This window comes from Comamonas sp. C24C, from assembly GCF_053345995.1.
In genome coordinates this window covers 208,062-232,081 of sequence record NZ_JBKFBC010000003.1, presented here as the reverse complement: position 1 = coordinate 232,081, position 24,020 = coordinate 208,062, and the positions used below count along the sequence as shown (strand labels likewise).

24 protein-coding genes are annotated in these 24,020 nt (G+C 61.6%); 14 read left to right on the top strand and 10 right to left on the bottom strand.

Going from position 1 to position 24,020, the window contains the following annotated elements; translation table 11 throughout:
- Positions 1-64: 64 nt before the first annotated feature.
- Positions 65-772 carry a class I SAM-dependent methyltransferase gene (locus ACLBXN_RS07960; RefSeq protein ID WP_447611757.1) on the bottom strand — a complete coding sequence of 236 codons (708 nt, stop codon included), beginning with the start codon at positions 770-772 and terminating at the stop codon, positions 65-67.
- Between the two features lie 295 nt (positions 773-1,067).
- Here ACLBXN_RS07960 and bfr point away from each other — a divergent pair, with 295 nt between their 5' ends.
- A complete protein-coding gene (gene bfr, locus ACLBXN_RS07955) occupies positions 1,068-1,532 on the top strand; it encodes a bacterioferritin (protein ID WP_003053228.1) in 465 nt (154 codons plus the stop codon).
- 130 nt (positions 1,533-1,662) lie between these two features.
- On the opposite strand, the gene ACLBXN_RS07950 is transcribed toward bfr, so the two are convergent.
- From ACLBXN_RS07950 to ACLBXN_RS07940, 3 genes are all read right to left on the bottom strand, one after another.
- Entirely contained in the window at positions 1,663-2,682 is a 1,020-nt protein-coding gene (locus tag ACLBXN_RS07950; protein WP_447611756.1) for a cytochrome-c peroxidase, read from the bottom strand.
- Positions 2,683-2,980: 298 nt separating this feature from the next.
- Entirely contained in the window at positions 2,981-3,661 is a 681-nt protein-coding gene (locus tag ACLBXN_RS07945; protein WP_003053226.1) for a 7-cyano-7-deazaguanine/7-aminomethyl-7-deazaguanine transporter, read from the bottom strand.
- 248 nt (positions 3,662-3,909) lie between these two features.
- Positions 3,910-4,332, bottom strand: coding sequence for a hypothetical protein (locus ACLBXN_RS07940; protein WP_447611755.1), 423 nt, complete (start codon positions 4,330-4,332; stop codon positions 3,910-3,912).
- 140 nt (positions 4,333-4,472) lie between these two features.
- Here ACLBXN_RS07940 and ACLBXN_RS07935 point away from each other — a divergent pair, with 140 nt between their 5' ends.
- Positions 4,473-5,318 carry a helix-turn-helix transcriptional regulator gene (locus tag ACLBXN_RS07935; RefSeq protein ID WP_343678130.1) on the top strand — a complete coding sequence of 282 codons (846 nt, stop codon included), beginning with the start codon at positions 4,473-4,475 and terminating at the stop codon, positions 5,316-5,318.
- A gap of 82 nt (positions 5,319-5,400) precedes the next feature.
- On the opposite strand, the gene acnB is transcribed toward ACLBXN_RS07935, so the two are convergent.
- The 5 genes from acnB to ACLBXN_RS07910 form a co-directional block, all read right to left on the bottom strand.
- Positions 5,401-7,986 (bottom strand): bifunctional aconitate hydratase 2/2-methylisocitrate dehydratase, encoded by a 2,586-nt coding sequence (gene acnB, locus ACLBXN_RS07930; RefSeq protein ID WP_447611754.1) that lies wholly within the window; start codon positions 7,984-7,986, stop codon positions 5,401-5,403.
- Between the two features lie 97 nt (positions 7,987-8,083).
- Entirely contained in the window at positions 8,084-8,641 is a 558-nt protein-coding gene (locus tag ACLBXN_RS07925; protein WP_211458524.1) for a hypothetical protein, read from the bottom strand.
- 31 nt (positions 8,642-8,672) lie between these two features.
- Positions 8,673-9,677 (bottom strand): HpcH/HpaI aldolase/citrate lyase family protein, encoded by a 1,005-nt coding sequence (locus ACLBXN_RS07920; RefSeq protein WP_447611753.1) that lies wholly within the window; start codon positions 9,675-9,677, stop codon positions 8,673-8,675.
- A complete protein-coding gene (tam, locus tag ACLBXN_RS07915; protein ID WP_447611752.1) occupies positions 9,674-10,498 on the bottom strand; it encodes a trans-aconitate 2-methyltransferase in 825 nt (274 codons plus the stop codon). The genes ACLBXN_RS07920 and tam overlap by 4 nt, the downstream gene beginning before the upstream one ends.
- Before the next feature lie 14 nt (positions 10,499-10,512).
- On the bottom strand, positions 10,513-11,502 hold the full coding sequence (locus tag ACLBXN_RS07910; protein WP_003053219.1) for a malate dehydrogenase: 990 nt from the start codon (positions 11,500-11,502) through the stop codon (positions 10,513-10,515).
- Between the two features lie 229 nt (positions 11,503-11,731).
- On the opposite strand from ACLBXN_RS07910, the gene ACLBXN_RS07905 reads away from it, so the two are divergent.
- The 8 genes from ACLBXN_RS07905 to ACLBXN_RS07870 all read left to right on the top strand — a co-directional run bounded on the left by ACLBXN_RS07905 (position 11,732) and on the right by ACLBXN_RS07870 (position 18,375).
- The gene (locus tag ACLBXN_RS07905; protein ID WP_211458518.1) at positions 11,732-12,523 is read left to right on the top strand and encodes a GntR family transcriptional regulator; all 792 of its coding nucleotides are present in this window, start codon (positions 11,732-11,734) and stop codon (positions 12,521-12,523) included.
- A gap of 146 nt (positions 12,524-12,669) precedes the next feature.
- The gene (gene sdhC / locus ACLBXN_RS07900; RefSeq protein WP_003053216.1) at positions 12,670-13,095 is read left to right on the top strand and encodes a succinate dehydrogenase, cytochrome b556 subunit; all 426 of its coding nucleotides are present in this window, start codon (positions 12,670-12,672) and stop codon (positions 13,093-13,095) included.
- Positions 13,096-13,136: 41 nt separating this feature from the next.
- Complete coding sequence (sdhD, locus tag ACLBXN_RS07895) at positions 13,137-13,502, top strand: succinate dehydrogenase, hydrophobic membrane anchor protein (protein ID WP_003053214.1); 366 nt, start codon at positions 13,137-13,139, stop codon at positions 13,500-13,502.
- 33 nt (positions 13,503-13,535) lie between these two features.
- Positions 13,536-15,341 carry a succinate dehydrogenase flavoprotein subunit gene (gene sdhA / locus ACLBXN_RS07890; RefSeq protein WP_447611751.1) on the top strand — a complete coding sequence of 602 codons (1,806 nt, stop codon included), beginning with the start codon at positions 13,536-13,538 and terminating at the stop codon, positions 15,339-15,341.
- A 27-nt stretch (positions 15,342-15,368) separates the two neighbouring features.
- Complete coding sequence (locus ACLBXN_RS07885; RefSeq protein WP_003053210.1) at positions 15,369-16,073, top strand: succinate dehydrogenase iron-sulfur subunit; 705 nt, start codon at positions 15,369-15,371, stop codon at positions 16,071-16,073.
- Positions 16,073-16,366, top strand: coding sequence for an FAD assembly factor SdhE (locus ACLBXN_RS07880; protein ID WP_003053208.1), 294 nt, complete (start codon positions 16,073-16,075; stop codon positions 16,364-16,366). Before ACLBXN_RS07885 ends, ACLBXN_RS07880 begins: the two co-directional genes overlap by 1 nt.
- Before the next feature lie 30 nt (positions 16,367-16,396).
- Positions 16,397-17,707: a citrate synthase gene (locus ACLBXN_RS07875; protein WP_003053203.1), complete on the top strand. Its 1,311-nt coding sequence runs from the start codon at positions 16,397-16,399 to the stop codon at positions 17,705-17,707.
- Positions 17,708-17,970: 263 nt separating this feature from the next.
- Positions 17,971-18,375: a nuclear transport factor 2 family protein gene (locus ACLBXN_RS07870; RefSeq protein ID WP_447611750.1), complete on the top strand. Its 405-nt coding sequence runs from the start codon at positions 17,971-17,973 to the stop codon at positions 18,373-18,375.
- A gap of 23 nt (positions 18,376-18,398) precedes the next feature.
- Here ACLBXN_RS07870 and ACLBXN_RS07865 read toward each other — a convergent pair whose 3' ends face one another.
- A complete protein-coding gene (locus tag ACLBXN_RS07865) occupies positions 18,399-19,394 on the bottom strand; it encodes a quinone oxidoreductase family protein (protein WP_447611749.1) in 996 nt (331 codons plus the stop codon).
- A 125-nt stretch (positions 19,395-19,519) separates the two neighbouring features.
- On the opposite strand from ACLBXN_RS07865, the gene ACLBXN_RS07860 reads away from it, so the two are divergent.
- The 4 genes from ACLBXN_RS07860 to ACLBXN_RS07845 all read left to right on the top strand — a co-directional run.
- A complete protein-coding gene (locus tag ACLBXN_RS07860; RefSeq protein WP_447611748.1) occupies positions 19,520-20,815 on the top strand; it encodes a DEAD/DEAH box helicase in 1,296 nt (431 codons plus the stop codon).
- 361 nt (positions 20,816-21,176) lie between these two features.
- Positions 21,177-21,716: a hypothetical protein gene (locus ACLBXN_RS07855; protein ID WP_447611747.1), complete on the top strand. Its 540-nt coding sequence runs from the start codon at positions 21,177-21,179 to the stop codon at positions 21,714-21,716.
- Between the two features lie 344 nt (positions 21,717-22,060).
- On the top strand, positions 22,061-23,383 hold the full coding sequence (locus ACLBXN_RS07850) for a glycosyltransferase family 2 protein (RefSeq protein WP_447611746.1): 1,323 nt from the start codon (positions 22,061-22,063) through the stop codon (positions 23,381-23,383).
- Positions 23,380-24,020, top strand: a 641-nt coding sequence (locus ACLBXN_RS07845; RefSeq protein WP_447611745.1) for a hypothetical protein, incomplete at its 3' end; no start/stop codon positions are given. The genes ACLBXN_RS07850 and ACLBXN_RS07845, both read left to right, overlap by 4 nt.

Sequence of the window (24,020 nt, the reverse complement as noted above, 5' to 3'; positions counted from 1 at the left end):
TACCAGGAGCCTGGCAACTGGCAGGCGACCTCGGGCCGAACCTGCCTGCTCTCCAGGCAGGTTCCTATTGCGCCTTGAAGGTGATCCATGCACTCCAGAACAGGCTTGAGAAAAAGCGCAGCGGATTGACGAAGCCCGCGTTGGCCAGCATCGCTTCCACTGCGGCCTCGGAAAGCGGCGGTACGGCTCCCTGGCGGATTTTGCCCAGCCTTGCGACGACCTCCGCCTCATCGGCACCGGCCATGCGCCAGCGTGCAGCCCAGGCTTCAAGGAACAGCGGCTGGGATTCGTAGGGGCACCGGTTGCAGGCCAGGATCAGCGGCCCGCCCGGTTTCAAGCGGCGGCCGAGCTCTCGCAAGAGCGCGTCCTTGCGATCCTGCTCGGGAATGTGATGCAGTACTCCGACCAGGGTTGCGGCATCGAAGCCATCGCCATCGGGAAGCTCCTCGACCGTACCGTGGAAGACTGTGGTGCGTCCGGACAGGCCTGCGGCCTCGATGCCTGTCATCGCCTGTTCGAGCATTGCGACAGCCGGATCGGCGGCCACAAAGGTCCAGGCCGGCTCCAGTTTTGCGGCGCACAGGATTTCCTGACCTGTTCCCCCGGCTCCCGCGACAAGAACCGACTTTGCATCGTGGCCCAGGTGGGCCGAAAGCAGGCAGGCGGCAAGCTCGTGGCAGGCGTCGTAGCCGGCAAGGGCAATACGACTTTGCGTTGCATATTCAATGGATCTGGAGAGATCAAACTTGGCGCTGGAGCTTGTGGAAGTCATGCCGGCCATTGTGAGGAGTGTGCACAGGCGCCAGAAGCATTCCTTTGTGCAGGCCATCGTCTGCTTTGGCGGCATATTGAAAATGCAGGTCTGGCCTTCTCGCCGGTGACCCGGGGCGGAGATCACGCACAAGGGCTTGCGGGCAAATGGGGCCTGCACGGTGTCAGCAATGCGAATGCATCTGCTTACAGCCCGCATCCAGAGCGCTTGCGCTCGGGAATTGATAGCTGACTTTGATTCCCGAGGCCGGTCGCGGGATACTCCAAGCTTCGCAAATTCACCGAGAACAACAAATATGCAAGGCCATCCCGACGTCGTCGACTACCTCAAGGACCTGCTGCGCGGCGAGCTCGCAGCGCGCGACCAGTACTTCGCACACTCGCGCATCTATGAAGACCAGGGCTTTGCCAAGCTGTTCACGCGTCTGGACCATGAGATGCAGGAGGAAACCCAGCACGCCGACGCGCTGCTGCGCCGCATTCTGATGCTGGGCGGCCGCCCCGACATGCGCCCCAAGGAATTCACGCCTGGCGAAACCGTGCCCGAGATGCTGCGCAAGGATCTGGACACCGAATACGAGGTGCGCGCCGGCCTGCAGCAAGGCGTGGCGCTGTGCGAGCAGCACCGCGACTATGTGAGCCGCGACATCCTGCTGACCCAGTTGCACGATACCGAGGAAGACCACGCCTACTGGCTGGAAAAGCAGCTGGGTCTGATCGACAAGATCGGGCTGCAGAACTATCTGCAGAGCCAGACCTGAGCCTCTGCGGCGCTGCGCGCAGAAAGACAAAGGCCGTCCTTGAAGACGGCCTTTTTCATGGGCAGGAGACGAGCTCGGCGACGATCACCACCGCCCATGGCGGGCGGCAGCCAAAGCCGGCAAGCCGGGCTCACTCGAAGGGCTGGGGCCGCTTGGTGGCATCGCTGGAAGGCGGCAGTATGGGCAGCACCAGCTTGGGCTGCTCGCCGGTCAGCGACTTCAGGAACGCGACGATGTCGGCGTTCTCGCTCTTGCTGAACTTCTTGCCCAGCTGGATGCGGCCCATGGTGTCCACTGCCTGTGCCAGGGTGTCAGCCGCACCGTCGTGGAAGTAGGGATAGGTCAGCTCCACATTGCGCAGCGTCGGAACCTTGAAGCTGAAGCGCTCCGCATCGTTGCCCGTGACGGCAGCGCGCCCCTCTGCCGGATTGTCGGTCTTGTAGGGTTCGACCAGACCCATCTTCTGAAACGAGGCCCCCCCAAAGTTCACGCCGTTGTGGCAGGCCACGCAACCCGAGTTCTTGAACAGCTGATAGCCGCGCAGCTCCTGGGCGCTGATGGCTTTCGTATCGCCCTCAAGCCATCGGTCGAAGCGCGCATGGGGCGTGACCAGCGTTTCCTCGAAGGCCGCAATCGCTGCGGTCACCTCCTCTATGGTCAGCTTGTTGCTGCCGAACACGCTCTTGAATTCGGCCACATATTGCGGAATGGAGCGCAGCATGTCCACGGCCAGATCATGCGTGAAGGCCATTTCGCCGGGGTTGGCGATAGGGCCGCCCGCCTGCTCGCGCAGGTTCTTGGCACGCCCGTCCCAGAACTGGGCAAGGTTCAGGCTGGAGTTGAGCACCGTCGGCGAATTGATGGGGCCTTTTTGCCATTTGTCGCCGATCGAGGTCTTGATATTGTCCGAACCGCCCATGCTCAGGTTGTGGCATGAGTTGCAGGAGATGAAGCCGGAGCGCGACAGCCGTGGATCGAAGAAGAGCTTCTTGCCGAGTTCGACCTTGGCGGGCTCCGTGACCCGGTGCACCTTGATGGGCTGCACGGGTTCCTGAGCCGATGCGAGAGTGCCGGCCATCATGGCGGCAGCGGATACGGCACCCAGCACGAATCTCCTGAAGTGCTGGCTGGAGGTGGGCTTGTTTTTCATCGGGAACTCCTTTTCTTGCGCAGCCTGCTGAGGGACGCGATACCGCTGAGCCCTCAGCACCGGCACATCAAAGACATGCACCAATGCCGGCTGCATGGTTATTCTTAAGGAGTACCCCTATTGACTCGTTGACCAAACACAAGATCCAAGTGCAAGCCGCATCGGATAGGTCAACCCCAGGCGGGACAGCCCCGGGCGGGACAACCCGGGGGGTTCGAGACTCTCATGGGCGCAAGATGCGGCCCTGCGTCAAACAGGGCAATGGACAGTCGACCAAGGCCGACTGCCCGCAACCCGCTCAGCGCATCGCCGCTGCGGGCGCGACCTGCACCTTCATGCTGCGCACGATGGCCGCCAGCACCACGCCATAGGCGGGAACAAACAGCAGCAGGCTCACGCCCAGCTTGATGACATAGTCGACCATGGCGATTTCCACCCAGTTGGCCGCCATGAAGGCATCGGAGCTATTCCAGAAGGCGATGGAGAAAAAGGCCGCGGTGTCCAGCACCTGGCCGAACACCGACGCGGCCGCAGGAGCCAGCCACCAGGAATGGCTTTTCTGGCGGATGCGGTCGAAGACCTGAATATCCAGCAACTGACCCAGCACATAGGCGGCAAAGCTGGCCAGTGCGATGCGGAACACAAAGCCGTTGAAGCTTTGCAGCGCCTCCCAGCCATTGAAGCGGCCTTCGTGGAACAGCACGCCCACCACATAGGACACCACCAGCGCGGGCAGCATGGCACGCATGATGACGCGCCGCGCCGCGGTCTTGCCGATCAGGCGCACCGTCAGGTCGGTGGCCAGAAAGATGAAGGGGAAGCTGAAGGCGCCCCAGGTGCTGTGAAAGCCCAGCAGCGTGATGGGCAGTTGCACCAGGTAGTTGCTGGCGATGACCAGCGCGATATGGAACGCTACGAGAACGGAGAGGTAAAACGGCACGCGCGACGCTTGCGTCTGCACGGCATGAGCGGATGTCATGACAGTCCTTTTTGGTCGATGGGGGCGAGGGAACCCATGGTTGCGAAGAGTACGCCAGCGCGGCGCAACCGTGAATTTTACGCGGTACGGAATTATCTCTGCCTCCCTCGGCCCGCTTATCCGCCCGGACACATGGCGGATATAACGAAAAGCATAGCTTGTAGCGCCTGCCAATCCATGTTTTCAGCAACGAATCAGCCTACATTCAATAAATCACAGGCGCTAGGCGCTATCTTTTTCTGCACCACTCAAAGCACAAGCTGCGCCTCCTGCCGGGCCTGATGGCGCGTGGCACGCAGCCCTGCCCACTGCAGATCGGCCAGGACCAGCACCACGATCGCCTGCGCCGCCACCCAGGCCAGCCCCCAGGCACTGAGCGCCAGGCCGGAGCCAAACACCAGGACCGCGCAGCCCAGTGCCCAGCCCAGATTGCCGAGAGCCACCAGACCGATCAGCGTGCGCGGCAGGGGCTGGCGACGCGCCATCCAGGCAGCGGCCGATGCATAGGCCAGCAAGAAAAGGCCTGTTGCCGTCAGCAGCAAAGGCGGCAGCCCCGTCAGATCGGCCAGCGGTCGCTGCAGGGCCAGTTGCAGTGCGCCCGTGGCGGCACAGGAGGCCGTATCGGCCCACATCACAAGACGCAGAAAACGGGGAGAAGCAAAGAGGGACATGGAAGACTCCTGTTCTGAAAGCAAGTTCTTGCGGCCGGCCCTGTGCCGGCTGCTGGGGTCCATGATTGCCAGCCGCGCGCACAGCGTCGATAACCTCGCAGGTCATGGCCGCATGTGCGGCCTGCCACTACGATGCGACCATGACTTCCAGCACCGCCCCCTCTTCTTTTCATGCCGCTCACCTGCCGCCCGGCGCACGCGCGCCGTTCGGCGAACACCTGCGCCACTGGCGCCAGCACCGTCGGCTGAGCCAGCAAGGGCTGGCGCTGGAGGCCGAGATCTCGACGCGCCACCTGAGCTATGTGGAAACAGGGCGCGCCCAGCCCAGCCGCGAGATGGTGCTGCGCCTGGCCGAGCGCCTGTCGGTGCCGCTGCGCGAGCGCAATGCATTGCTGGTGGCGGCGGGCTTTGCGCCCATGTACCAGGCCCGCCCGCTGGACCACCCCGATCTGGCCGCCGCGCGCCAGGCCGTGGAGCTGGTGCTCAAGGGCCACGAGCCCAGCCCGGCGCTGGCCGTGGACAGACACTGGAACCTGGTGGCCGCCAATGCCGTCGTGCCGCTGCTGCTGGATGGCGTGGCGCCCTGGCTGCTGGAGCCTCCGGTGAATGTGTTGCGCCTGAGCCTGCACCCCGAGGGACTGGGCCCGCGTCTGGCCAATGCCGGTCAATGGCGAGCCCATCTGCTGCATCGCCTGCAGCAGCAGATATCGGCCTCTGCGGACGGCGAGCTGCAGGCGCTTCATGACGAGATTGCGGCCTACCCGTTCGCGGCCCATGGCGCTGCTGCCAGCCCGGTCGCCAGCCATATCGCCGTGCCTTTCGAGCTGCACACCGATCTGGGCACTCTGAGCTTCATCAGCACCATCACCATCTTCGGCACGCCCGTGGACGTGACGCTGCAGGAGCTGGCCGTCGAATCGTTCTTTCCCGCAAATGCCGAGACACAGCAGGCGCTGCAGCGGCTGCAGGCCCGGCGCACGGCCTGAAAAGCAAAAAGCCCGCAGGACTTGCATCCTGCGGGCTTTGGGGGCGGGCCCCTGAAGGCCCTGTCATCTGGCGCCAGAGCGCTTAGATCTTGGCCGCCACTTCAGCGTACTCGGCGATTTCGTTGAAGTTCATGTAGCGGTAGACGGAGGCCTTGTCGGCATCGATCACGCCCATTTCCTTCAGGTACTCTTCCTTGGAAGGCAGGTAGCCCAGACGCGAAGCGATGGCTGCCAGCTCGGCCGAGCCCAGATACACGTTGGTGTTCTTGCCCAGACGGTTGGGGAAGTTACGAGTGGAAGTCGAGATGACAGTCGCACCTTCACGCACTTGAGCCTGGTTACCCATGCACAGCGAGCAGCCGGGCATTTCGGTACGTGCACCAGCAGTACCGAAGGCAGAGTAGTGACCTTCCTTGATCAGCTCGTCCTGGTCCATCTTGGTGGGAGGAGCCACCCACAGCTTGACGGGGATGTCACGCTGGCCGCCCAGCAGCTTGGCTGCAGCGCGGAAGTGACCGATGTTGGTCATGCAGGAACCGATGAAGGCTTCGTCGATCTTGGCGCCGGCCACGTCAGACAGGGTCTTGGCATCATCAGGATCGTTCGGGCAGCAAACGATGGGTTCCTTGATCTCGGACATGTCGATTTCGATGACGTGAGCGTACTCAGCGTTCTTGTCGGCTTCCAGCAGATCGGGCTTGGCCAGCCAGGCTTCGACCTTTTCGATACGGCGCTGCAGAGTCTTGGCATCGGAGTAACCGTCAGCGATCATGTTCTTCATCAGAACGATGTTCGATGTCAGGTATTCCTTGATGGGCTCAGGGTTCAGCTTGATCGTGCAACCGGCGGCAGAGCGCTCGGCAGAAGCGTCAGACAGCTCGAACGCTTGTTCAACCTTCAGATCTGGCAGACCTTCGATTTCCAGGATGCGACCCGAGAATTCGTTGATCTTGCCGGCCTTGGCAACGGTCAGCAGACCTTGCTTGATACCGTACAGAGGAATTGCGTGCACCAGATCGCGCAGGGTCACGCCAGGCTGCATCTCGCCCTTGAAGCGCACCAGCACGGATTCGGGCATGTCCAGAGGCATCACGCCGGTAGCGGCACCGAAGGCCACCAGACCGGAGCCTGCGGGGAAGGAGATGCCGATGGGGAAACGGGTGTGCGAGTCGCCACCGGTACCCACGGTGTCGGGCAGCAGCAGACGGTTGAGCCAGCTGTGGATCACGCCGTCACCAGGACGCAGGGCCACGCCGCCGCGGTTGCTGATGAAGTTGGGCAGTTCACGGTGGGTCTTCACGTCCACGGGCTTGGGATAAGCCGCTGTGTGGCAGAAGGACTGCATCACCATATCGGCGGAGAAGCCCAGGCAGGCCAGATCCTTGAGCTCGTCGCGAGTCATGGGGCCGGTGGTGTCCTGCGAACCGACGGTGGTCATGCGAGGCTCGCAGTAAGTACCGGGGCGCACGCCCTGGCCTTCGGGCAGACCGCAGGCGCGGCCGACCATCTTCTGAGCCAGCGTGAAGCCAGCGTTAGAAGCAGCAGGAGCCTGGGGCAGGCGGAACTCGGTGGATGCGGGCAGACCCAGGGCTTCGCGAGCCTTGGCGGTCAGCGAACGGCCGATGATCAGGTTGATACGGCCGCCGGCTTGCACTTCGTCCAGCAGCACGTCGGACTTGAGCTGGAAGTCAGCCACGGTTTCGCCGTTCTTGACGATCTTGCCGGCGTAGGGCAGCACGTCGATCACGTCGCCCATTTCCAGCTTGGAGACATCGACTTCGATGGGCAGAGCGCCGGAGTCTTCCTGCGTGTTGAAGAAGATGGGAGCGATCTTGCCGCCCAGCGTCACGCCGCCAAAGCGCTTGTTGGGAACAAAGGGAATGTCCACGCCCGTACCCCAGATGATGGAGTTGGTGGCGGACTTGCGCGAAGAACCGGTACCGACCACGTCACCCACGTAGGCAACCAGGTGGCCCTTCTTCTTCAGGTCTTCGATGAACTGCATGGGGCCGCGCTTGCCGTCTTCTTCGGGCTTGAACGCCGCGTCGGGACGCGTGTTCTTGAGCATGGCCAGGTAGTGCAGAGGAATGTCGGGACGGCTCCAGGCATCGGGAGCGGGCGACAGGTCGTCGGTGTTGGTCTCGCCAGGCACCTTGAAGACGGTGACGGTGATCTTTTCCTCGACCTTGGGACGCGAAGTAAACCACTCGGCATCGGCCCAGCTTTGCATCACTTCCTTGGCCTTGGCATTGCCGGCCTTGGCCTTGTCGGCCACGTCGTTGAAGAAGTCGAACATCAGCAGTGTCTTCTTCAACGCATCGGCAGCCACGCCAGCCACTTCGGCATCGTCCAGCAGCTCGATCAGGGGGTGCACGTTGTAGCCACCCACCATGGTGCCCAGCAGCTCGGTGGCCTTGGCCTTGGAGATGAGACCCACCTTCAGGTCACCGTGAGCCACGGCAGCCAGGAAGGAAGCCTTGACCTTGGCTGCATCATCCACACCGGGCGGCACGCGATGGGTCAGCAGATCCATCAGGAACGCGTCTTCACCAGCGGGTGGGTTCTTGATCAGCTCGATCAGCTCGGCGACCTGCTTGGCATCCAGGGGCAACGGGGGGATGCCCAGTGCGGCGCGTTCTGCCACATGGTCACGGTAGGCTTTCAACATGGGTTCTCTCCAATGGTTTTTTAAAAAAGGCTGCGCGTGGAGCGCGAATTACAGGGCTGGCGCATGTGCGATACGCCAGCCCTCAGCCTCGCCAGACTTATTTGCTGTCCAGCAGGCTGGGAGGTGGGTTCTTGCGGATCGCTTCGGCCACTTGCTGCTGCTCGGGGCTCATGCATTCATCCGCAAGACGCTGACCGGCCTTCTGGTTCATCAGCATGGACTTGTTGGCGATCTGCAGCCACACGGCACCGGCCGCCTTGTCTTCCAGGCGCACCGTGCCCGTGGAAGTCTTGACGGGAGCCATGTGGTACTTGAAGCCGCGGCCGTCCACGATGAAGTAACCGGGGTTGGCGGTGTCGGCGTTCACATTCACATAGGCACCGAGCTCGCAGGCAATGCGGCCCTTGTGCACGCGCTCGGCCACGGCCAGCTCTTCCGTGCCCAGGGCTGCGGAAGCCGGGCCGGCGGCCACGGCAGCAGCGCCCGCGCCAGCGGCAGCCGCAGCGGCGGCCTTGCCCTTGGCAGGTGCCTTCTTGGCAGCGGGAGCCTTCTTGGCAGCGGCGGCCTTGGCCTTGGGAGCGGTTTGTGCCACAGCGGAGTGGCTGATTGCGACCAGGGGAGCGGCAATCATCAAAGTGGCGATCAGGGTCTTCATAGGATTTAGCTCCTGCAGACTTGTTATGAGTTCAATGGGTTGGAGCCAGGGCAAACCAGGGTTGAACCTCAACCGGCAAGACCTGCCCCGTCTGGTGAGCGCGCTCCAGCAACTGCCAGAAATAGCGGTAGCTCGCGCGGTCGTGTAGTACACCACCAAAACTGATGGGCGCCCAATTCTGCACCGCTGCAGAGGTAAGTATTTGTGCCGCCTGCCTGACTTCATCCTCGGCAGGAGAAAAAGCACGCAGGATAGGTCGAATCTGGTCGGGATGGATACTCCACATGCGTGTGTAGCCAAGCTCCCGCGAGGCTTTTTGCGCACAAGCCTGCAAAGCTTCAGGATTCTTGAATTCGGTGACCACGCAGTGCGACGGCACCTTGCCGTGGGCATGGCAGGCCGCCGCGATCTCGAGCTTGGCGCGCACTACCAGCGGATGCTCGAACTGGCCCTGGGCCGTCATGGCCGAGGCAGGAATGGCGCCGCCATGGGCCGAGACAAAGTCCATCAGGCCGAAGGAGATGCTCTGCACGGCCCGATGTGCGGCGATGTCGAAGGCCTGCTGCACGGCAGCGGGCGACTCTATCAGGGCATGCAGCGGCACAGGCTTGTCTGTCGCACGCTGCAGCGCTGCTTCAGCCTTGATGACGTCATCCACCGACTCCACCTTGGGAATCATGATGTGGCAGAGCCGGCCTGCGGCTCCACCGGCGATGATGTCCATGTCAGCCTGAAAATGTGCATGGTCCACCGCATGCACCCGGGCGGCCACACGCGCGCCTGCCGCAGCGCCGTTCGCCAGCTCGACGACCAGGGCGGCATGCGCGGCCTCCTGGCCGACGGGAGCGCCGTCCTCGCAGTCCAGTGTCACGTCGAACACGCAGGTGCCGAACTCCTGCATCATCTCGGCCTGCAGCTGCAGGCTTTTGCGCATGCGTGCTTCCACGCCGCTGTAGTGGTCGCAGATCGGCAGACGCTGCGCGCCACCCTGAGCATCGAGCAGCACGGTGGCGGGATGAACCAGTTCTTTCGTCATGACTTGCGCTGAGCCACCATGAAAAGTCGGGGGAAAGCCAGCAGACGCTTGCCGTCGGCTCGCTCCGGATAAGCCGCATCGATGCGGTTTTGATACTCAGTCAGATACTCAGCCTGCAGCTCCTGGGGCAAACCTTCCACGAAAGGCTTGAGGCCCGTGCTGCTGAGCCACTGCACAATCGCTGCTGCCGAGTCCATGGGATGCTGGTAGACGGTGTGCCACACATCGACGCTCGCAGCCTCATTGGTGGGAGCTGCCGGCTGGGGCGCTGCCAGCAGGTCGTAATAGACCCCTATGGGCAAAATCTCGGTACGCACCTTGCTTGCATTCCCGATGTGCGCCGCGAACCGGGGCAGCTGCGCGACTTCGCGCATGTTTCGGTGCGAGGGTTCCTGACGATTGTCAGGCATCTGCACTGCCAGCACGCCACCGGGCGCCAGCAGCGAAAACAGACGGGGAATCAGGCTCTCATGCTCGCCCACCCACTGGATGGAGGCATTTGCATAAATCAGATCAGGCGCTGGCTCACCTTCAGCAGGTGCCCAGGAGGCAATGTCACCGGCCTCGAACCTGGCCTGCGGCAACTGCTTTCGCGCAGTCTCCAGCATGGCTTCGGAATTGTCGACACCGAGCACATCGGCGCCGGGAAAACGCTCCACCAGAAGTTCGGTGGAGTTGCCCGGCCCGCAGCCCAGATCCACGATGTGGAGGCTGCGAGCGGGTGAATGCAAGCTGGAAGGTACTCTTGCCAGCAGTTCTGCCGCAGGGCGGGTGCGCTCATTGGCAAAGCACAGATACAGCGCAGGGTTCCAGTCTTGCATAGTTTTTGCGCTGATTACAGCAGGTGCTTGACGCCGTCTTGCTCGCCTTGCAGCTCAGCCAGAGTCTTGTTGATGCACTCTTGCGAGAAGGCATCGATTTCCAGACCTTCGACGATCTTGTATTCGCCGTCAGCCGTGGTGGTCACGGGGAAACCGAACACGATACCGGCAGGGATGCCGTACTCGCCGTTGGAAGGCACGCCCATGGTGACCCATTCGCCGTTGGAGCCCAGGGCCCAGTCACGCATGTGGTCGATGGCAGCGTTGGCAGCCGAAGCAGCCGACGACAGACCGCGAGCAGCGATGATGGCAGCGCCACGCTTGCCCACGGTGGGCAGGAACACGTTCGCATTCCATTCCTGGTCGTTGATGGCTTCCTTCACGGACTTGCCGTCCACGGTGGCGAAGCGGTAGTCGGCGTACATGGTGGGCGAGTGGTTGCCCCACACGGTCAGCTTCCTGATGTCGCCAACCTTGAAGCCGCCCTTGGCAGCCAGTTGGGAAGCAGCGCGGTTGTGGTCCAGGCGCAGCATAGCGGTGAAGTTCTTGGCGGGCAGATCGGGAGCCGACTTCATGGCGATGTAGGCATTGGTGTTGGCGGGGTTGCCCACCACCAGAACCTTGACATTGCGCGAAGCCACGGCGTTCAGAGCCTTGCCCTGGGCGGTGAAGATCTGGGCGTTGGCAGCCAGCAGGTCAGCACGTTCCATGCCGGGGCCACGAGGACGGGCGCCCACCAGCAGAGCGTAGTCGGTGTCCTTGAAGGCGGTCATGGGGTCGGCGTGGGCTTCGATGCCGGCCAGCAGGGGGAAGGCGCAGTCTTCCAGCTCCATGATCACGCCCTTCAGAGCGTTTTGAGCCTTTTCGTCGGGGATTTCCAGCAGTTGCAGAATAACGGGCTGATCTTTACCCAGCATTTCGCCGGAGGCGATGCGGAACAACAGGGCGTAACCGATTTGGCCAGCTGCGCCGGTAACGGCGACACGGACGGGCTTCTTGCTCATGGTGAAACTCCAAGATTGGAAAAAAGTGAGATGTTATGGGCGCCAGGTTGCACCAGCGTAACCACCAGTAGCGCAAGCTCCGCAAACATGCGGCAAGTGTACTGCTGAAATCAAAGCCCGGTCAATTTGTCTTATGTCTTATATAAGATATGATCTTCACTTAGCGACCAGAGTCAAATCGACTGTTTTTGTGCATCGCATCGCGGAGGCGATACCTTCAAAACCAACTATGCCGACCCCTCACAACACAGCCCCGGACAACAACGCCAGCCATAGCGGTGGCGCCGGCGTCTCCACCCCAGCCTTCAGCCCTCTGTACCAGCAGATCAAGGGCCTGATCCTGCAAAGCCTGGAAGCTGGCGAATGGCGCCCCGGAGAACTGATTCCCAGTGAAATGGAGCTGGCAGCCCGCTTCAAGGTCAGCCAGGGCACGGTGCGCAAGGCAATCGATGAACTGGCAGCCGAAAATCTGGTCATGCGCCGCCAGGGCAAGGGCACGTTTGTGGCCACTCACGCCGCCCAGCAGGTGCAGTACCGCTTTCTGAATCTGCGCCCCGATGCCGGCGACCTGCAGGGCGAAGGCCGCGCAGAGCGCCACATCCTGGAGTGCCGCCGCCTGCGCGCGCCCGCCGAAGTGGCCCGCGCCCTGGCCCTGCGCACCGGCGACGCCGTGATGCATGTGCGCCGCACCCTGTCCTTTGCCGCAATCCCGACTATTTTGGAGGACATCTGGCTGCCTGGCAACGCCTTCAAGGGGCTGACGGCCGAGCAGATGTCCGGCTACCAGGGCCCCACCTACGCCATGTTCGAGCTGGTCTATGGCGTTCGCATGGTGCGGGCCGACGAAAAAATTCGCGCCGTTCTGCCGGATGCCGAGCAAGCCCAGTTGCTGAACATTCCCAGCACCACGCCGCTGCTCAGCGTGGAGCGAACTGCTTACACATACAACGATGTTCCCATGGAGTTACGGCGCGGCCTGTACCGCACCGACACCCATCATTACCGCAATGCATTGAACTGAATCCCCTCGTAAAAGCGTTGATTGCAACAGAGCCCAATCCTCTGCTATGCAAATTCGGCTAACGGATTCTGCTGCATTGCAATAGAATTTTGTGTCGCTTCGCACTAGCGATTACAACGCAGTTACATCCACGAAAGTACCCTGCCATGACAGAGCAAAAAGCAAAACAGCGGCCAGAGTTCCGCAATATCAACTTCTTCTCGGACCTACCGACCTATCGACTGCCCCTGGCAGGCATCGTGTCCATCCTGCACCGCGTCAGCGGTCTGCTGATGGCGATCCTGCTGCCGTTCATCATCTGGATGTTCGACCACTCGATCTCGTCGGAAATTTCGTTTGATTCCTTCACGTCGGTATTCGCAGGTCCCTTTGGCTGGTTTGCCAAGCTCGTCTGCCTGGCTCTGATCTGGGCCTATCTGCACCACTTCTGCGCAGGTGTCCGCCATCTGGTGATGGATGTGAACCACCATGCCGTGAACAAGCAGACCGGCAAGTCCACCGCCGCAGTCGTGCTGTGCATCAGCGTTGCCCTGACCGTGGTGCTTGGCGCCAAGCTGTTTGGTCTGTACTGATCAGCGCCCAGTCAATAACACCTCACGATAAGGAAACAACCATGTCCGTGAATTACGGCTCCAAGCGCACCGTTGTCGGCGCGCACTATGGCACCCGCGACTTTCTCGCTCAACGCTCTACCGCCGTTCTGATGGCGTTGTACACCGTTGTGCTGCTGGTGCGCTTTCTGACGGTCAGCGGCCCCGTGGGCTACGAGCAGTGGGCCGGCATTTTTTCGCCCCAGTGGATGAAGTTCCTGACCCTGGCCCTCTTCGTGGCTCTGGGCTGGCATGCCTGGATCGGCGTGCGTGACATCTGGATGGACTACGTCAAGCCCGTGGGCCTGCGCCTTGCACTGCAAGTGGTCACCATTGTCTGGCTGGTCGGCTGCATCGGCTGGGGCATCCAGGTTCTGTGGCGTCTCTGATTGAGACACAGTCTCCACGATTGAAGGTTAAGAATGAGCTACTCCAAAGCAAATATCACCAAGCGCAAGTTTGACGTCGTGATCGTCGGTGCCGGCGGCTCCGGCCTGCGCGCTGCGCTGGAACTGTCGCGCGCCGGTCTGTCCGTCGCCTCGCTGTCCAAGGTTTTCCCCACTCGCTCGCACACTGTGGCTGCCCAAGGCGGCGTGTCCGCTTCGCTGGGCAATATGTCCGAGGACAACTGGCACTATCACTTCTACGACACCATCAAGGGCTCCGACTGGCTGGGCGACCAGGACGCCATCGAGTTCATGTGCCGTGAAGCGCCAAACGTCGTGATCGAGCTCGAGCACTTCGGCATGCCTTTCGACCGCAATGCCGACGGCACCATCTACCAGCGTCCCTTCGGCGGCCACACCGCCAACTACGGCGAAAAGCCCGTGCAGCGCGCCTGCGCCGCTGCTGACCGTACCGGTCACGCCATGCTGCACACGCTGTACCAGCAGAACGTCAAGTCCAAGACCAACTTCTTCGTGGAGTGGATGGCGCTGGACCTGATCCGCAACACCCAGGGCGATGTGGTCGGCGTGACCGCACTGGAACTGGAAACCGGCGACCTGTACGAGCTGCACGCCAAGGCGGTGCTGCTGGCTACCGGCGGTGCCGGCCGTATCTTCCAGGCTTCGACCAACGCATTCATCAACACCGGTGACGGTCTGGGCATGGCTGCCCGCGCCGGCATTCCTCTGCAGGACATGGAGTTCTGGCAGTTCCACCCCACCGGCGTGGCCGGTGCCGGCGTGCTGCTGACCGAAGGCTGCCGCGGCGAAGGCGCTATTCTCTTGAACAGCGAAGGCGAGCGCTTCATGGAGCGTTACGCTCCCACGCTGAAGGATCTGGCACCACGTGACTTCGTGTCGCGTTCGATGGACCAGGAAATCAAGGAAGGTCGCGGCTGTGGTCCCAACAAGGACTACATCCTGATGAAGCTGGACCACCTGGGTGCCGAAACCATCCGCAAGCGTCTGCCTTCCGTGGAAGAAATCGGCCACAACTTCGCCAACGTGGACATCACCAAGGAACCCATCCCCGTGGTTCCCACCATCCACTACCAGATGGGCGGCATCCCCACCAACATCAACGGCCAGGTCGTGGTCTGGGACGGCCAGCAGAACAATGTGGTCAACGGCCTCTACGCCGTGGGCGAATGCTCGTGCGTGTCCGTGCACGGCGCCAACCGCCTGGGCACCAACTCGCTGCTGGACCTGCTGGTCTTCGGCAAGTCTGCCGGCAAGCACATCGTGGAATTCGTCAACGGCTTCGGCGCTCACCACGAAGTGCCAGCCGACGGCGCCGACCGCACCCTGGCTCGTCTGAACCAGCTGCAGGACTCCAAGGAAGGCACTTACGCCCAGGACGTCGCCGGCGACATCCGTCAGTCCATGCAGACGCATGCTGGCGTGTTCCGTACGCAAAAGAGCATGGACGAAGGCGTCGCCAAGATCAACGCGATCCGCGACAAGGTCAGCTCCGTGACCCTGAAGGACAAGTCCATGGTGTGGAACACCGCTCGCATGGAAGCCCTGGAAGTGGACAACCTGATCGAAGTGGCGCAAGCCACCATGACCTCGGCCGCAGCCCGCAAGGAATGCCGTGGCGCACACACCGTGTACGACTACGAGCACCCTGCCGACCACGCCGAATTCCCGCTGGGCCGCAACGACAAGGAATGGCTCAAGCACACCCTGTGGGACAGCGCCACCAACAGCCTGTCCTACAAGCCTGTGAACCTCAAGCCCCTGACCGTTGCCAGCGTTCCTCCCAAGGTCCGCACGTTCTAATTCAGCAGCCCACGAGAGAAGATCAAAATGAAGCGCACATTCAAAATCTACCGCTACGATCCGGACAAAGACGCCAAGCCCTACATGCAAACCGTGCAAGTGGAGCTGGACGGCCACGAGCGCATGCTGCTGGACGCTCTGGTCAAGCTCAAGGCCATGGACCCCTCCATTGCCTTCCGTCGCTCCTGCCGCGAAGGTGTTTGCGGCTCCGACGCCATGAACATCAACGGCAAGAACGGTCTGGCCTGCCTGACGAACATGAACACCCTCAAGGGCGACATCGTTCTCAAGCCCCTGCCCGGCCTGCCCGTCATCCGCGATCTGATCGTGGACATGACCCAGTTCTTCAAGCAGTACCACTCGATCAAGCCCTACCTGCAAAGCGATGTCTACGCCTCGCCCAGCAAGGAGCGCCTGCAGTCGCCCGAAGAGCGCGAAGAGCTCAACGGCCTGTACGAGTGCATTCTGTGTGCCAGCTGCTCCACCAGCTGCCCCTCGTTCTGGTGGAACCCCGACAAGTTCGTGGGCCCGGCCGGTCTGCTGCAGGCTTACCGCTTCATCGCGGACAGCCGCGACACAGCCACGGGCGAGCGCCTTGACAATCTGGAAGATCCTTACCGCCTCTTCCGCTGCCATACCATCATGAACTGCGTGGACGTGTGCCCCAAGCACCTGAACCCCACTGCAGCCATTGGCAAGATCAAGGAGCTGATGGTTCGTCGAACCGTCTGATGCTGATGACGAATACTCTGCTCGACGAACGTGAGCGCGACCTGCTGAGGTGGCGCAGCCGCCGTGGTCTGGTTGAGAACGATCTGTTCATCGAGCAGTTCTTCGCCACCTACGGAAGCCAGCTCACGCGGAGACACGCGACTGGCCTGTCTGCCTTGATGGATCTGGCAGACAACGACCTGATGGATCTTTTCTTGCGTCGCAAGGAACCTGAAGGACAACTCGATACCCAAGAAGTCAGGGAAGTGCTGGAGATGGTGCGCAAGCGCCAGCCCGGTAACTGTCCCCAGTAGGCTAGGCAAACTAGAGAAGGAAGTTTGGAAATGAAACTCGCTGACAACAAAGCAACGCTGTCTTTCAGCAATGGCGCTCCCAGTGTGGAAATGCCGGTGTACCAGGGCAATATCGGCCCGGATGTGATCGACATCCGCAAGCTCTACGCCCAGACTGGCATGTTCACGTATGACCCGGGCTTCCTCTCTACCGCTGCCTGCCAATCCGCCATCACCTACATCGATGGCGACAAGGGCGAGCTGCTGTACCGCGGCTACCCCATCGAACAACTGGCCAAGAACTGCAACTTCCTGGAAACCTGCTACCTGCTGCTGTACGGGGAGCTGCCCAACGAAAAGGAAAAGGCCGACTTCGAAGAGCTGGTGACCAAGCACACCATGGTCAACGAGCAGATGCAGTTCTTCCTGCGCGGCTTCCGTCGTGATGCTCACCCCATGGCCGTGCTGACCGGCCTGGTGGGCGGCATGTCGGCCTTCTACCACGACAGCACCGACATCACCAACCCAGAGCACCGCAACATCGCCGCGATCCGTCTGATCGCCAAGATGCCTACTCTGGTCGCCATGGCATACAAGTACGGTATGGGCCAGCCCTACATGTACCCCAAGAACGACCTGTCGTATGCCGGCAACTTCATGCGCATGATGTTCGGCAACCCTTGCGAAGAGTACAAGGTCAACCCCGTGGTTGAGCGCGCTCTGGACCGCATCTTCATCCTGCACGCAGACCACGAGCAGAACGCTTCGACCTCCACCGTGCGTCTGTGCGGTTCGTCCGGCACCAACCCCTTCGCGGCCATCTCCGCTGGCGTGGCCTGTCTGTGGGGCCCTGCCCACGGCGGCGCCAACGAAGCCTGCCTGAACATGCTGGAAGGCATCCAGGCCAACGGCGGCATCGAAAAGGTCGGCGAGTTCATGGAACAGGTCAAGGACAAGACCAGCGGCGTGAAGCTGATGGGTTTTGGCCACCGCGTCTACAAGAACTACGACCCCCGCGCCAAGCTGATGCAGGAAACCTGCAACGAAATCCTGGCCGAACTGGGTCTGGAAAACGATCCCCTGTTCGCCCTGGCCAAGAAGCTGGAAAAGATTGCCCTGGAAGACGACTACTTCGTCCAGCGCAAGCTCTACCCCAACGTGGACTTCTACTCCGGCATCGTGCAGCGCGCCATCGGTATCCCCGTCAACCTGTTCACCGGCATCTTCGCTCTGGCCCGCACCGTGGGCTGGATCGCCCAGCTCAATGAACAGATGGCCGACCCCGAGTACAAGATCGGTCGTCCCCGCCAGCTGTTCACCGGCTCCGTGTCGCGCGACGTCAAGCCTATCGCTCAGCGTTGATCGGCACATTCAGGCCCGGCTTGCCGGGTCTGACGCTGACCCAAAGCCCGCAGACTGCAAAGCCTGCGGGCTTTTTTACGTGAGCTTGCAATCTCGGCATCTGACAAAAAACATAGCTTCTTGCGCATTCTCCATATAGATTTCAGATTGAAATCACCATGAAATCTGTTAATAGCATGCGCTATCTGCTATAAAAATTCATGAGTCGATCCGAGTCAGAGATACCGAGCAAACCCGGAATCGGCTCTTCTATACTGCTCTTCATGCATGCAAAACGACAACGCAATCTGGAGCTGGCCCACGCCGTGCTGGACTGGAACCAGCGCCACCTGAACCACCACACGACACTGAGCCGCGAGCAGGTCGCCGAGTGCTTTGCCGAGCAATTCGTGGTCGAGCCCAATGGCCGCCACTATGCGGCCAACCTCGAGAGCTATCGCGAGTTTCTCGAAGGCATGAAGCAGGACATGCAAGGCATTCGCTACGACATCCGGCACGCCACGGCCGATGAGGACTCGGTGGTCTTTTCCATGGATGTCTGCATCATCAAGACCGATGACAGCACCCAGCACTTTGTCGCCATGCTGCTCATGCGCTTTGACGAACACGAAAAAGTCAGCCTGTGGCGCGAGGTCTATCTGCCACGCCCGCAAGCCGGCGCGCAATAAGACCTCACCACAGACCATCCCCGTCAGGGCACGAGCAAGATGGGCTGCTGGGCGCCATGCGCCTCCAGTTGCCGGTGGGCCTGCGCGGCATCGGCCAGCGCAAACTCCTGCGGCTCGCCCATGCGGAAATGCTTTTTGCGCAGCGCCTCGAACAGGCGCGCGGCCATGGCATCGCGCTCTCTGGGCTTTTTGACGAAGTGAAACACCATGGGCCGGCACACGCTGTTCGACTTGGCGGCCAGACGCGCAATCTCCAGCGGCGGCACCGGGCCGGAAGACTGTCCGTACATCACCAGCTGGCCGCCGATGCCCAGACTGGCCAGCGAACCATCAAAGCTGTCTTTGCCCACACCGTCATAGGCCACATCCACGCCTTCGCCGCCGGTCAGCTGCTGTACACGCGCGGCCACATCCTGGGCGCCCGCGCCGCGATAGCGGATCACCTCCACACAACCTGCCTGATCGGCTTTCCTGGCCGTGGCATCGCTGCCTGCCGTGCCGATCACCATGGCCCCCAGCTGCGTGGCCCACTGGCTCAGAATCTGCCCCATGCCACCACCGGCGGCCTGGACCAGAACCCGCGATCCCTGGCTTACCCGGGCCACCCGGTGCAGCAGCACATCGGCCGTCAGCCCGCGCAGCAGGCTGGATGCGACCAGCGCGTCGCTGAGGTCATCGGGCACGGCAATCAGCTCGTCGCCCGCAATCACGCGCTCGGCGGCGTAGATGGAATAGGCGCCAGAGACATAGCAGACCCGGTCGCCGGGCCTGAAGCGAGTCACGCCCTCCCCCACTTCGGCCACCACTCCCACGGCTTCGATGCCGGGCGTGCCCGGCAGCGCCAGCGTCTTGTACAGCCCGGAGCGCACATAGATATCGTGGAAGTTCACGCCAATGCGCGTGTGCCGCACGCGCACCTGTCCAGCCGTCAGCGGCGGCGAAGCGACCGAGGCGATCTGCAGGACCTCGGGGCCTCCGTATTCCGTCATGACAATGGCTTGATGCGTGATCTGACTCATGGCTGGTGCTCCTTGCGGGTTGTAATCCTCCGAATGTAGCCTGCCGCCGCGCTTGTCCCTGCGCCTCGCTGCGACGCGGCAATTCCCGCACAATGCGCCTCCTGCACACCGCTATTGATTCTTCTATGTCTTTTGCCCCCCTAGGCCTGCGCGCCGAGCTTCTGGATGCCACACTCGATCTGGGTCTGCGCGACGCGACGCCGATTCAGACCGAGGCCATCCCCGCCGTGCTGGCCGGGCGCGATCTCTGGGCCTGCGCGCCCACAGGCTCGGGCAAGACCATGGCCTACCTGTTGCCGCTGCTGCAGGCCTGGCTGGCGCAAAAGCGCGGCCAGACCGGCTTTGTGCGACCGTTGGCCACCCTGATTCTGGTGCCCACGCGCGAGCTGGCCCTGCAGGTTCATGAAAGCCTGAGCGACATCACGCGCCAGTTGCGTGAGCAACCACGCAGCCGCGTGGTCTATGGCGGTGTCTCCATCAACCCGCAGATGATGCAGTTGCGCGGCAGCGCCGACTTTCTGGTCGCCACGCCGGGCCGCCTGCTGGATCTGGTGGAGAACAACGCCGTGCGCCTGAATACCGTGCAGCATCTGGTGCTGGACGAAGCCGACCGCCTGCTGGACCAGGGCTTTGCCGAAGAACTCAACCGCGTGCTGGCCCTGCTGCCCGCGAAGCGCCAGACCCTGCTGTTCTCGGCCACCTTCCCGCAGAACGTGGAAGCGCTGGCGGCCCATCTGCTGCACGACCCCGTTCGTGTGCAGGTCGATGCCGACCAGGCCGCCGAGCATTCGGCCAGCCCGGAGAACATCAGCCAGCGCGCCATTGCCGTGGACAGCACCCGTCGCACCCAGCTGCTGCGCCAGCTCGTCAAGCAAGGCGAGAACCAACCCGAATGGGAGCGAGCCCTGGTCTTTGTCGCCAAGCGCCACACCGCCGAAATGCTGGCCGACAAGCTCTACAAGGCGGGCATCTACGCCACCACCTTCCACGGAGATATGAGCCAGGGCGCGCGCAAGGATGTGCTCGACCAGTTCAAGGCCAAGCGCTGGCAGCTGCTCATCACCACCGATCTGGCCGCGCGCGGCATCGACATCGCACAGCTGCCCACCGTCATCAACTACGACCTGCCTCGCTCGCCCGCCGACTATATTCATAGAATTGGCCGCACGGGTCGCGCAGGACATGCGGGTTGCGCCATCACCTTTGTAAGTCCCGCCGACACTGCTCACTGGCAACTGATCTGCAAGCGCAATCAGCTGGAGATCGATCTGGAGCAAATCCAGGGCTTTGAGCCCACCGAGGCCCTGCCGCCGCCACCGGTTGCGCAGGACGGCAATGGCGGCATCAAGGGCCGCAGACCCAGCAAGAAGGACAAGCTGCGCGCCGCAGCTGCAGCCGCAAAGCAGCAGCCAGGCGATTAAGCTCCGCCAACGAGGCCAGGATTGCCTCGCCTCAGCTCATCAAAAGGCCGCCCATGCGGCCTTTTTTGCGTCTGACAGAGAGCGCCTTCAACCAGGCCGGACGCAGCCGCGCCCCTCCTTCCGTTTTTTCGACAAAGAAAAATCCAATTTTTTATAAACCAAATTGGAATTTGGTCACCAATAGATAAGAGCTATTCCTACACCAACCAAATTGATAGTCAAAGACATTAAGAAACATGGCTTACATGAATTTTTTAAATAGAAATCGGTAAGCCAGGTCCCTTGGCAACACGGTGAACGCCAGCCAAGGATGTCAATGACCTGTCTGCATGCGCCTGAGAAGCGACGCGGGGGAACGGCAATGAAATCGTTAAAAGCACTGGCAGGACTGACCATCGTCATTACCTGTTCCGCAGCCCTGGCCGACGAATCCAACCCGACTGTCGAGGCCAATGCGCCTGCCGAAGCCACTCAGCCCGCCGAGGTCAATCAACCTGCCCCGGCCAGCCAGCCAACGGGCGCCTGGCATATCAATCTGCACACCGTCAGCCACCACTTCAGCGAACGGAAGCATGGCAAGACATGGAACGAGGAAAACCTGGGCCTCGGTATCAGACGCGAGTTCTCCAGCGATTTTTCCGTGCAGGCGGGCTTCTATCGCAACAGCATCAACCGCTGGAGCACCTACGCCATAGGCGAATACACGCCACTGGCCTTTGGAAATTTCCACTCCGGTGTGTATGCCGGCTTGCGCACCAACTACTCTCGCCCCGTCATGGCGGCCGCAGGGGCCCTGGTGCGCTGGCAGGGGGAGCGCTATAGCGTCACCGTGCGCGCTGCCCCCAAGATCTGCGGCCAGTGCTCGGCATTCATTGCGCTGGAGCTTGGCTGGAAACTGTGATCTCCGCGCAAAACAAGTCATGCGTCAGCAGCCCCGGCCTGCCTGCCGCGACCTGTCGAAACACCACCAAGGCAATATGCTGGAAGCCACAGCAAGTGTGAAGTTTTATCAAAACCAGGACAATCGGCGCTAGATAGAAGAAATTAAATGAAAAATAAGGAGGAATAGAGAAGTTTGAAAGTCGGATGCTAGAGAAAGTGAACAGGACAGATGTCGATCTGGTTGCCCCGCAACTTGCACCAGCCAGGATCGCAACCCCTTCAAGCGCAGACAGGCGCACCCCACCCCAGCTTGAGCAACATGCAGCGGAGATATCGTGTGAAGCGGCTGCCGAGGCAGCATCCATGCGAGCCCGCAGGCGCCTGTACCTGCCCCTTCAGGCAAAGTTCGCGATAGCCCTGGCAGCCAGCGTCCTGTGGGCGCTGATGGCGGCCACCGTGGCACAACGCTGGATTCAGGACCTGTCGCTGATCGTCGGCCCGGTGCTTTCCCATCTCATTGTCTGGGGCATCGCTGTCATTCCCGGATTCATGAATGCCTTTCTGGTCGTCAGCCTGCTGATGGACCGGCGTCCTGCATTCACCTTGCAGTCCTACGAAAAGCGCCTTCCAGCCATCACCATCCTGGTGGCCGCCTATAACGAGGAAGCCAGTATTCTGTCGACGCTGGCCAGCATCGACGGGCAGAACTACCCGGGCGAGCTCTCCGTCATCGTTGTCGATGACGGATCCACCGACGGCACGTTGAGGAAGCTGGAAACCGTTGCCTATCCATGGCTGCAGGTTCTTCGCATGCCGCAGAACGTGGGCAAGGCACGCGCCCTGAGCAAGGCACTCGAGCTGGTCAGAACAGATATCACGCTGACGGTGGATGGCGACTCCTATCTCTACAAGAACGCGCTGGCCAACCTGATCCGCCGCTATATCAGCGACCCGCCGAACACCCGTGCCGTGGCCGGAGCCGTGCTGACACGCAACTCCCGCAGCAATTTTGTGACCAAGATCCAGGAGTGGGACTACTTCCACGGCATTGCCGCCATCAAACGGCTGCAGAGCATGTACCACGGAACACTGGTCGCCCAAGGCGCGTTTTCCGCTTATGACACCCGGCTGCTCAGGGAACTGGGGGGCTGGCCGCATACGGTGGGCGAGGACATCGTGCTGACCTGGGGCATTCTGGAAGCAGGCTACCGCGTCGGGTTTGCCGAGAACGCCTGCCTGTTCACCAATGTCCCTGAAACCTGGACCCAATTCATCCGCCAGCGCCAGCGCTGGTCGCGCGGCCTGATCGAGGCCTTCAAAAGTCACTGGCGGCTGCTGTTCAAGCCGAGGATGACGACCCTCTTCATCTGGTGGAACCTTCTGTTCCCCTATATGGATCTGGTTTTCACCTTCGCATTCCTGCCGGGCCTGATCCTGGCCTGCTTCGGCATTTACTGGATTGCGGGCCCCATGACGCTGCTGGTGCTGCCGCTGGCCATGCTGGTGAACTATCTGATGTTTCACATTCAGTCCCATATGTTTCGCAGCCAGCACCTGCGCGTGCGACGCAACATCGTCGGCTTTGTGGCCTATGCGCTGTTCTACAGCGTGGTGTTGCAGCCCGCGTGCGTCTGGGGCTACCTCAAAGAATTAGTCAGTCGAACCAAGAACTGGGGAACCAAATGAACAAGCACGCTCGCACCTGCGGACTGCTGACGGGCATGCTGCTGCTTGCCTGCAATATCCAGGCCCAGCCTTCCGATACCGCGTCAGGCTATGTACTAGGCGGCCTGGACGCCAGCAATGACTCGGACGGATTCAACGAATTCAAGCCCTGGGCGCAGTACGAAGCAGCCAATGGCTGGGGACTGCGAGCCGGCTGGCAGCGCTATCGGATGGACAGCTGGTCTGCCACGGGCCAAAGCCTCTTTGCCACCCACAGCCAGAAGAACAAAAGCTGGTCTTCTCAGGCCCGCCTGGGCGTGAACAGCAGCGCCGGGCACGACAATCTGGTCGGAGCATGGGATGCCAACTACCAGCTGGTGCCGTCCACAGCCGTGGGCCTGAGCGCGGAGCGCGACATCGTCAATTCGCGCCGCGGCATACAGCAAGGCCTGACTTCGACCAGTCTGCTCGGCGTGCTGGATCACCAGTTCCTGCCGCGCCTGTCCGTGGGCGCAGCATTCGGCAGTACCTGGTTTTCCGACGACAACCGCAGAGACATCCTCAGAACCCGATGGACCCTCACGCTCAGCGAGGACCAGGGCTGGTATCTGTACGCACTCACCCGCCACTATCGCAACAGCCAGCCTTATGGCGGCAA

Bases quoted from the DNA above. Each gene is read 5' to 3' on its own strand.
- ACLBXN_RS07960 (WP_447611757.1), bottom strand. From the start codon at position 772: ATGACTTCCACAAGCTCCAGCGCCAAGTTTGATCTCTCCAGATCCATT.
- bfr (WP_003053228.1), top strand. From the start codon at position 1,068: ATGCAAGGCCATCCCGACGTCGTCGACTACCTCAAGGACCTGCTGCGC.
- ACLBXN_RS07950 (WP_447611756.1), bottom strand. From the start codon at position 2,682: ATGAAAAACAAGCCCACCTCCAGCCAGCACTTCAGGAGATTCGTGCTG.
- ACLBXN_RS07945 (WP_003053226.1), bottom strand. From the start codon at position 3,661: ATGACATCCGCTCATGCCGTGCAGACGCAAGCGTCGCGCGTGCCGTTT.
- ACLBXN_RS07940 (WP_447611755.1), bottom strand. From the start codon at position 4,332: ATGTCCCTCTTTGCTTCTCCCCGTTTTCTGCGTCTTGTGATGTGGGCC.
- ACLBXN_RS07935 (WP_343678130.1), top strand. From the start codon at position 4,473: ATGACTTCCAGCACCGCCCCCTCTTCTTTTCATGCCGCTCACCTGCCG.
- acnB (WP_447611754.1), bottom strand. From the start codon at position 7,986: ATGTTGAAAGCCTACCGTGACCATGTGGCAGAACGCGCCGCACTGGGC.
- ACLBXN_RS07925 (WP_211458524.1), bottom strand. From the start codon at position 8,641: ATGAAGACCCTGATCGCCACTTTGATGATTGCCGCTCCCCTGGTCGCA.
- ACLBXN_RS07920 (WP_447611753.1), bottom strand. From the start codon at position 9,677: ATGACGAAAGAACTGGTTCATCCCGCCACCGTGCTGCTCGATGCTCAG.
- tam (WP_447611752.1), bottom strand. From the start codon at position 10,498: ATGCAAGACTGGAACCCTGCGCTGTATCTGTGCTTTGCCAATGAGCGC.
- ACLBXN_RS07910 (WP_003053219.1), bottom strand. From the start codon at position 11,502: ATGAGCAAGAAGCCCGTCCGTGTCGCCGTTACCGGCGCAGCTGGCCAA.
- ACLBXN_RS07905 (WP_211458518.1), top strand. From the start codon at position 11,732: ATGCCGACCCCTCACAACACAGCCCCGGACAACAACGCCAGCCATAGC.
- sdhC (WP_003053216.1), top strand. From the start codon at position 12,670: ATGACAGAGCAAAAAGCAAAACAGCGGCCAGAGTTCCGCAATATCAAC.
- sdhD (WP_003053214.1), top strand. From the start codon at position 13,137: ATGTCCGTGAATTACGGCTCCAAGCGCACCGTTGTCGGCGCGCACTAT.
- sdhA (WP_447611751.1), top strand. From the start codon at position 13,536: ATGAGCTACTCCAAAGCAAATATCACCAAGCGCAAGTTTGACGTCGTG.
- ACLBXN_RS07885 (WP_003053210.1), top strand. From the start codon at position 15,369: ATGAAGCGCACATTCAAAATCTACCGCTACGATCCGGACAAAGACGCC.
- ACLBXN_RS07880 (WP_003053208.1), top strand. From the start codon at position 16,073: ATGCTGATGACGAATACTCTGCTCGACGAACGTGAGCGCGACCTGCTG.
- ACLBXN_RS07875 (WP_003053203.1), top strand. From the start codon at position 16,397: ATGAAACTCGCTGACAACAAAGCAACGCTGTCTTTCAGCAATGGCGCT.
- ACLBXN_RS07870 (WP_447611750.1), top strand. From the start codon at position 17,971: ATGCATGCAAAACGACAACGCAATCTGGAGCTGGCCCACGCCGTGCTG.
- ACLBXN_RS07865 (WP_447611749.1), bottom strand. From the start codon at position 19,394: ATGAGTCAGATCACGCATCAAGCCATTGTCATGACGGAATACGGAGGC.
- ACLBXN_RS07860 (WP_447611748.1), top strand. From the start codon at position 19,520: ATGTCTTTTGCCCCCCTAGGCCTGCGCGCCGAGCTTCTGGATGCCACA.
- ACLBXN_RS07855 (WP_447611747.1), top strand. From the start codon at position 21,177: ATGAAATCGTTAAAAGCACTGGCAGGACTGACCATCGTCATTACCTGT.
- ACLBXN_RS07850 (WP_447611746.1), top strand. From the start codon at position 22,061: ATGCGAGCCCGCAGGCGCCTGTACCTGCCCCTTCAGGCAAAGTTCGCG.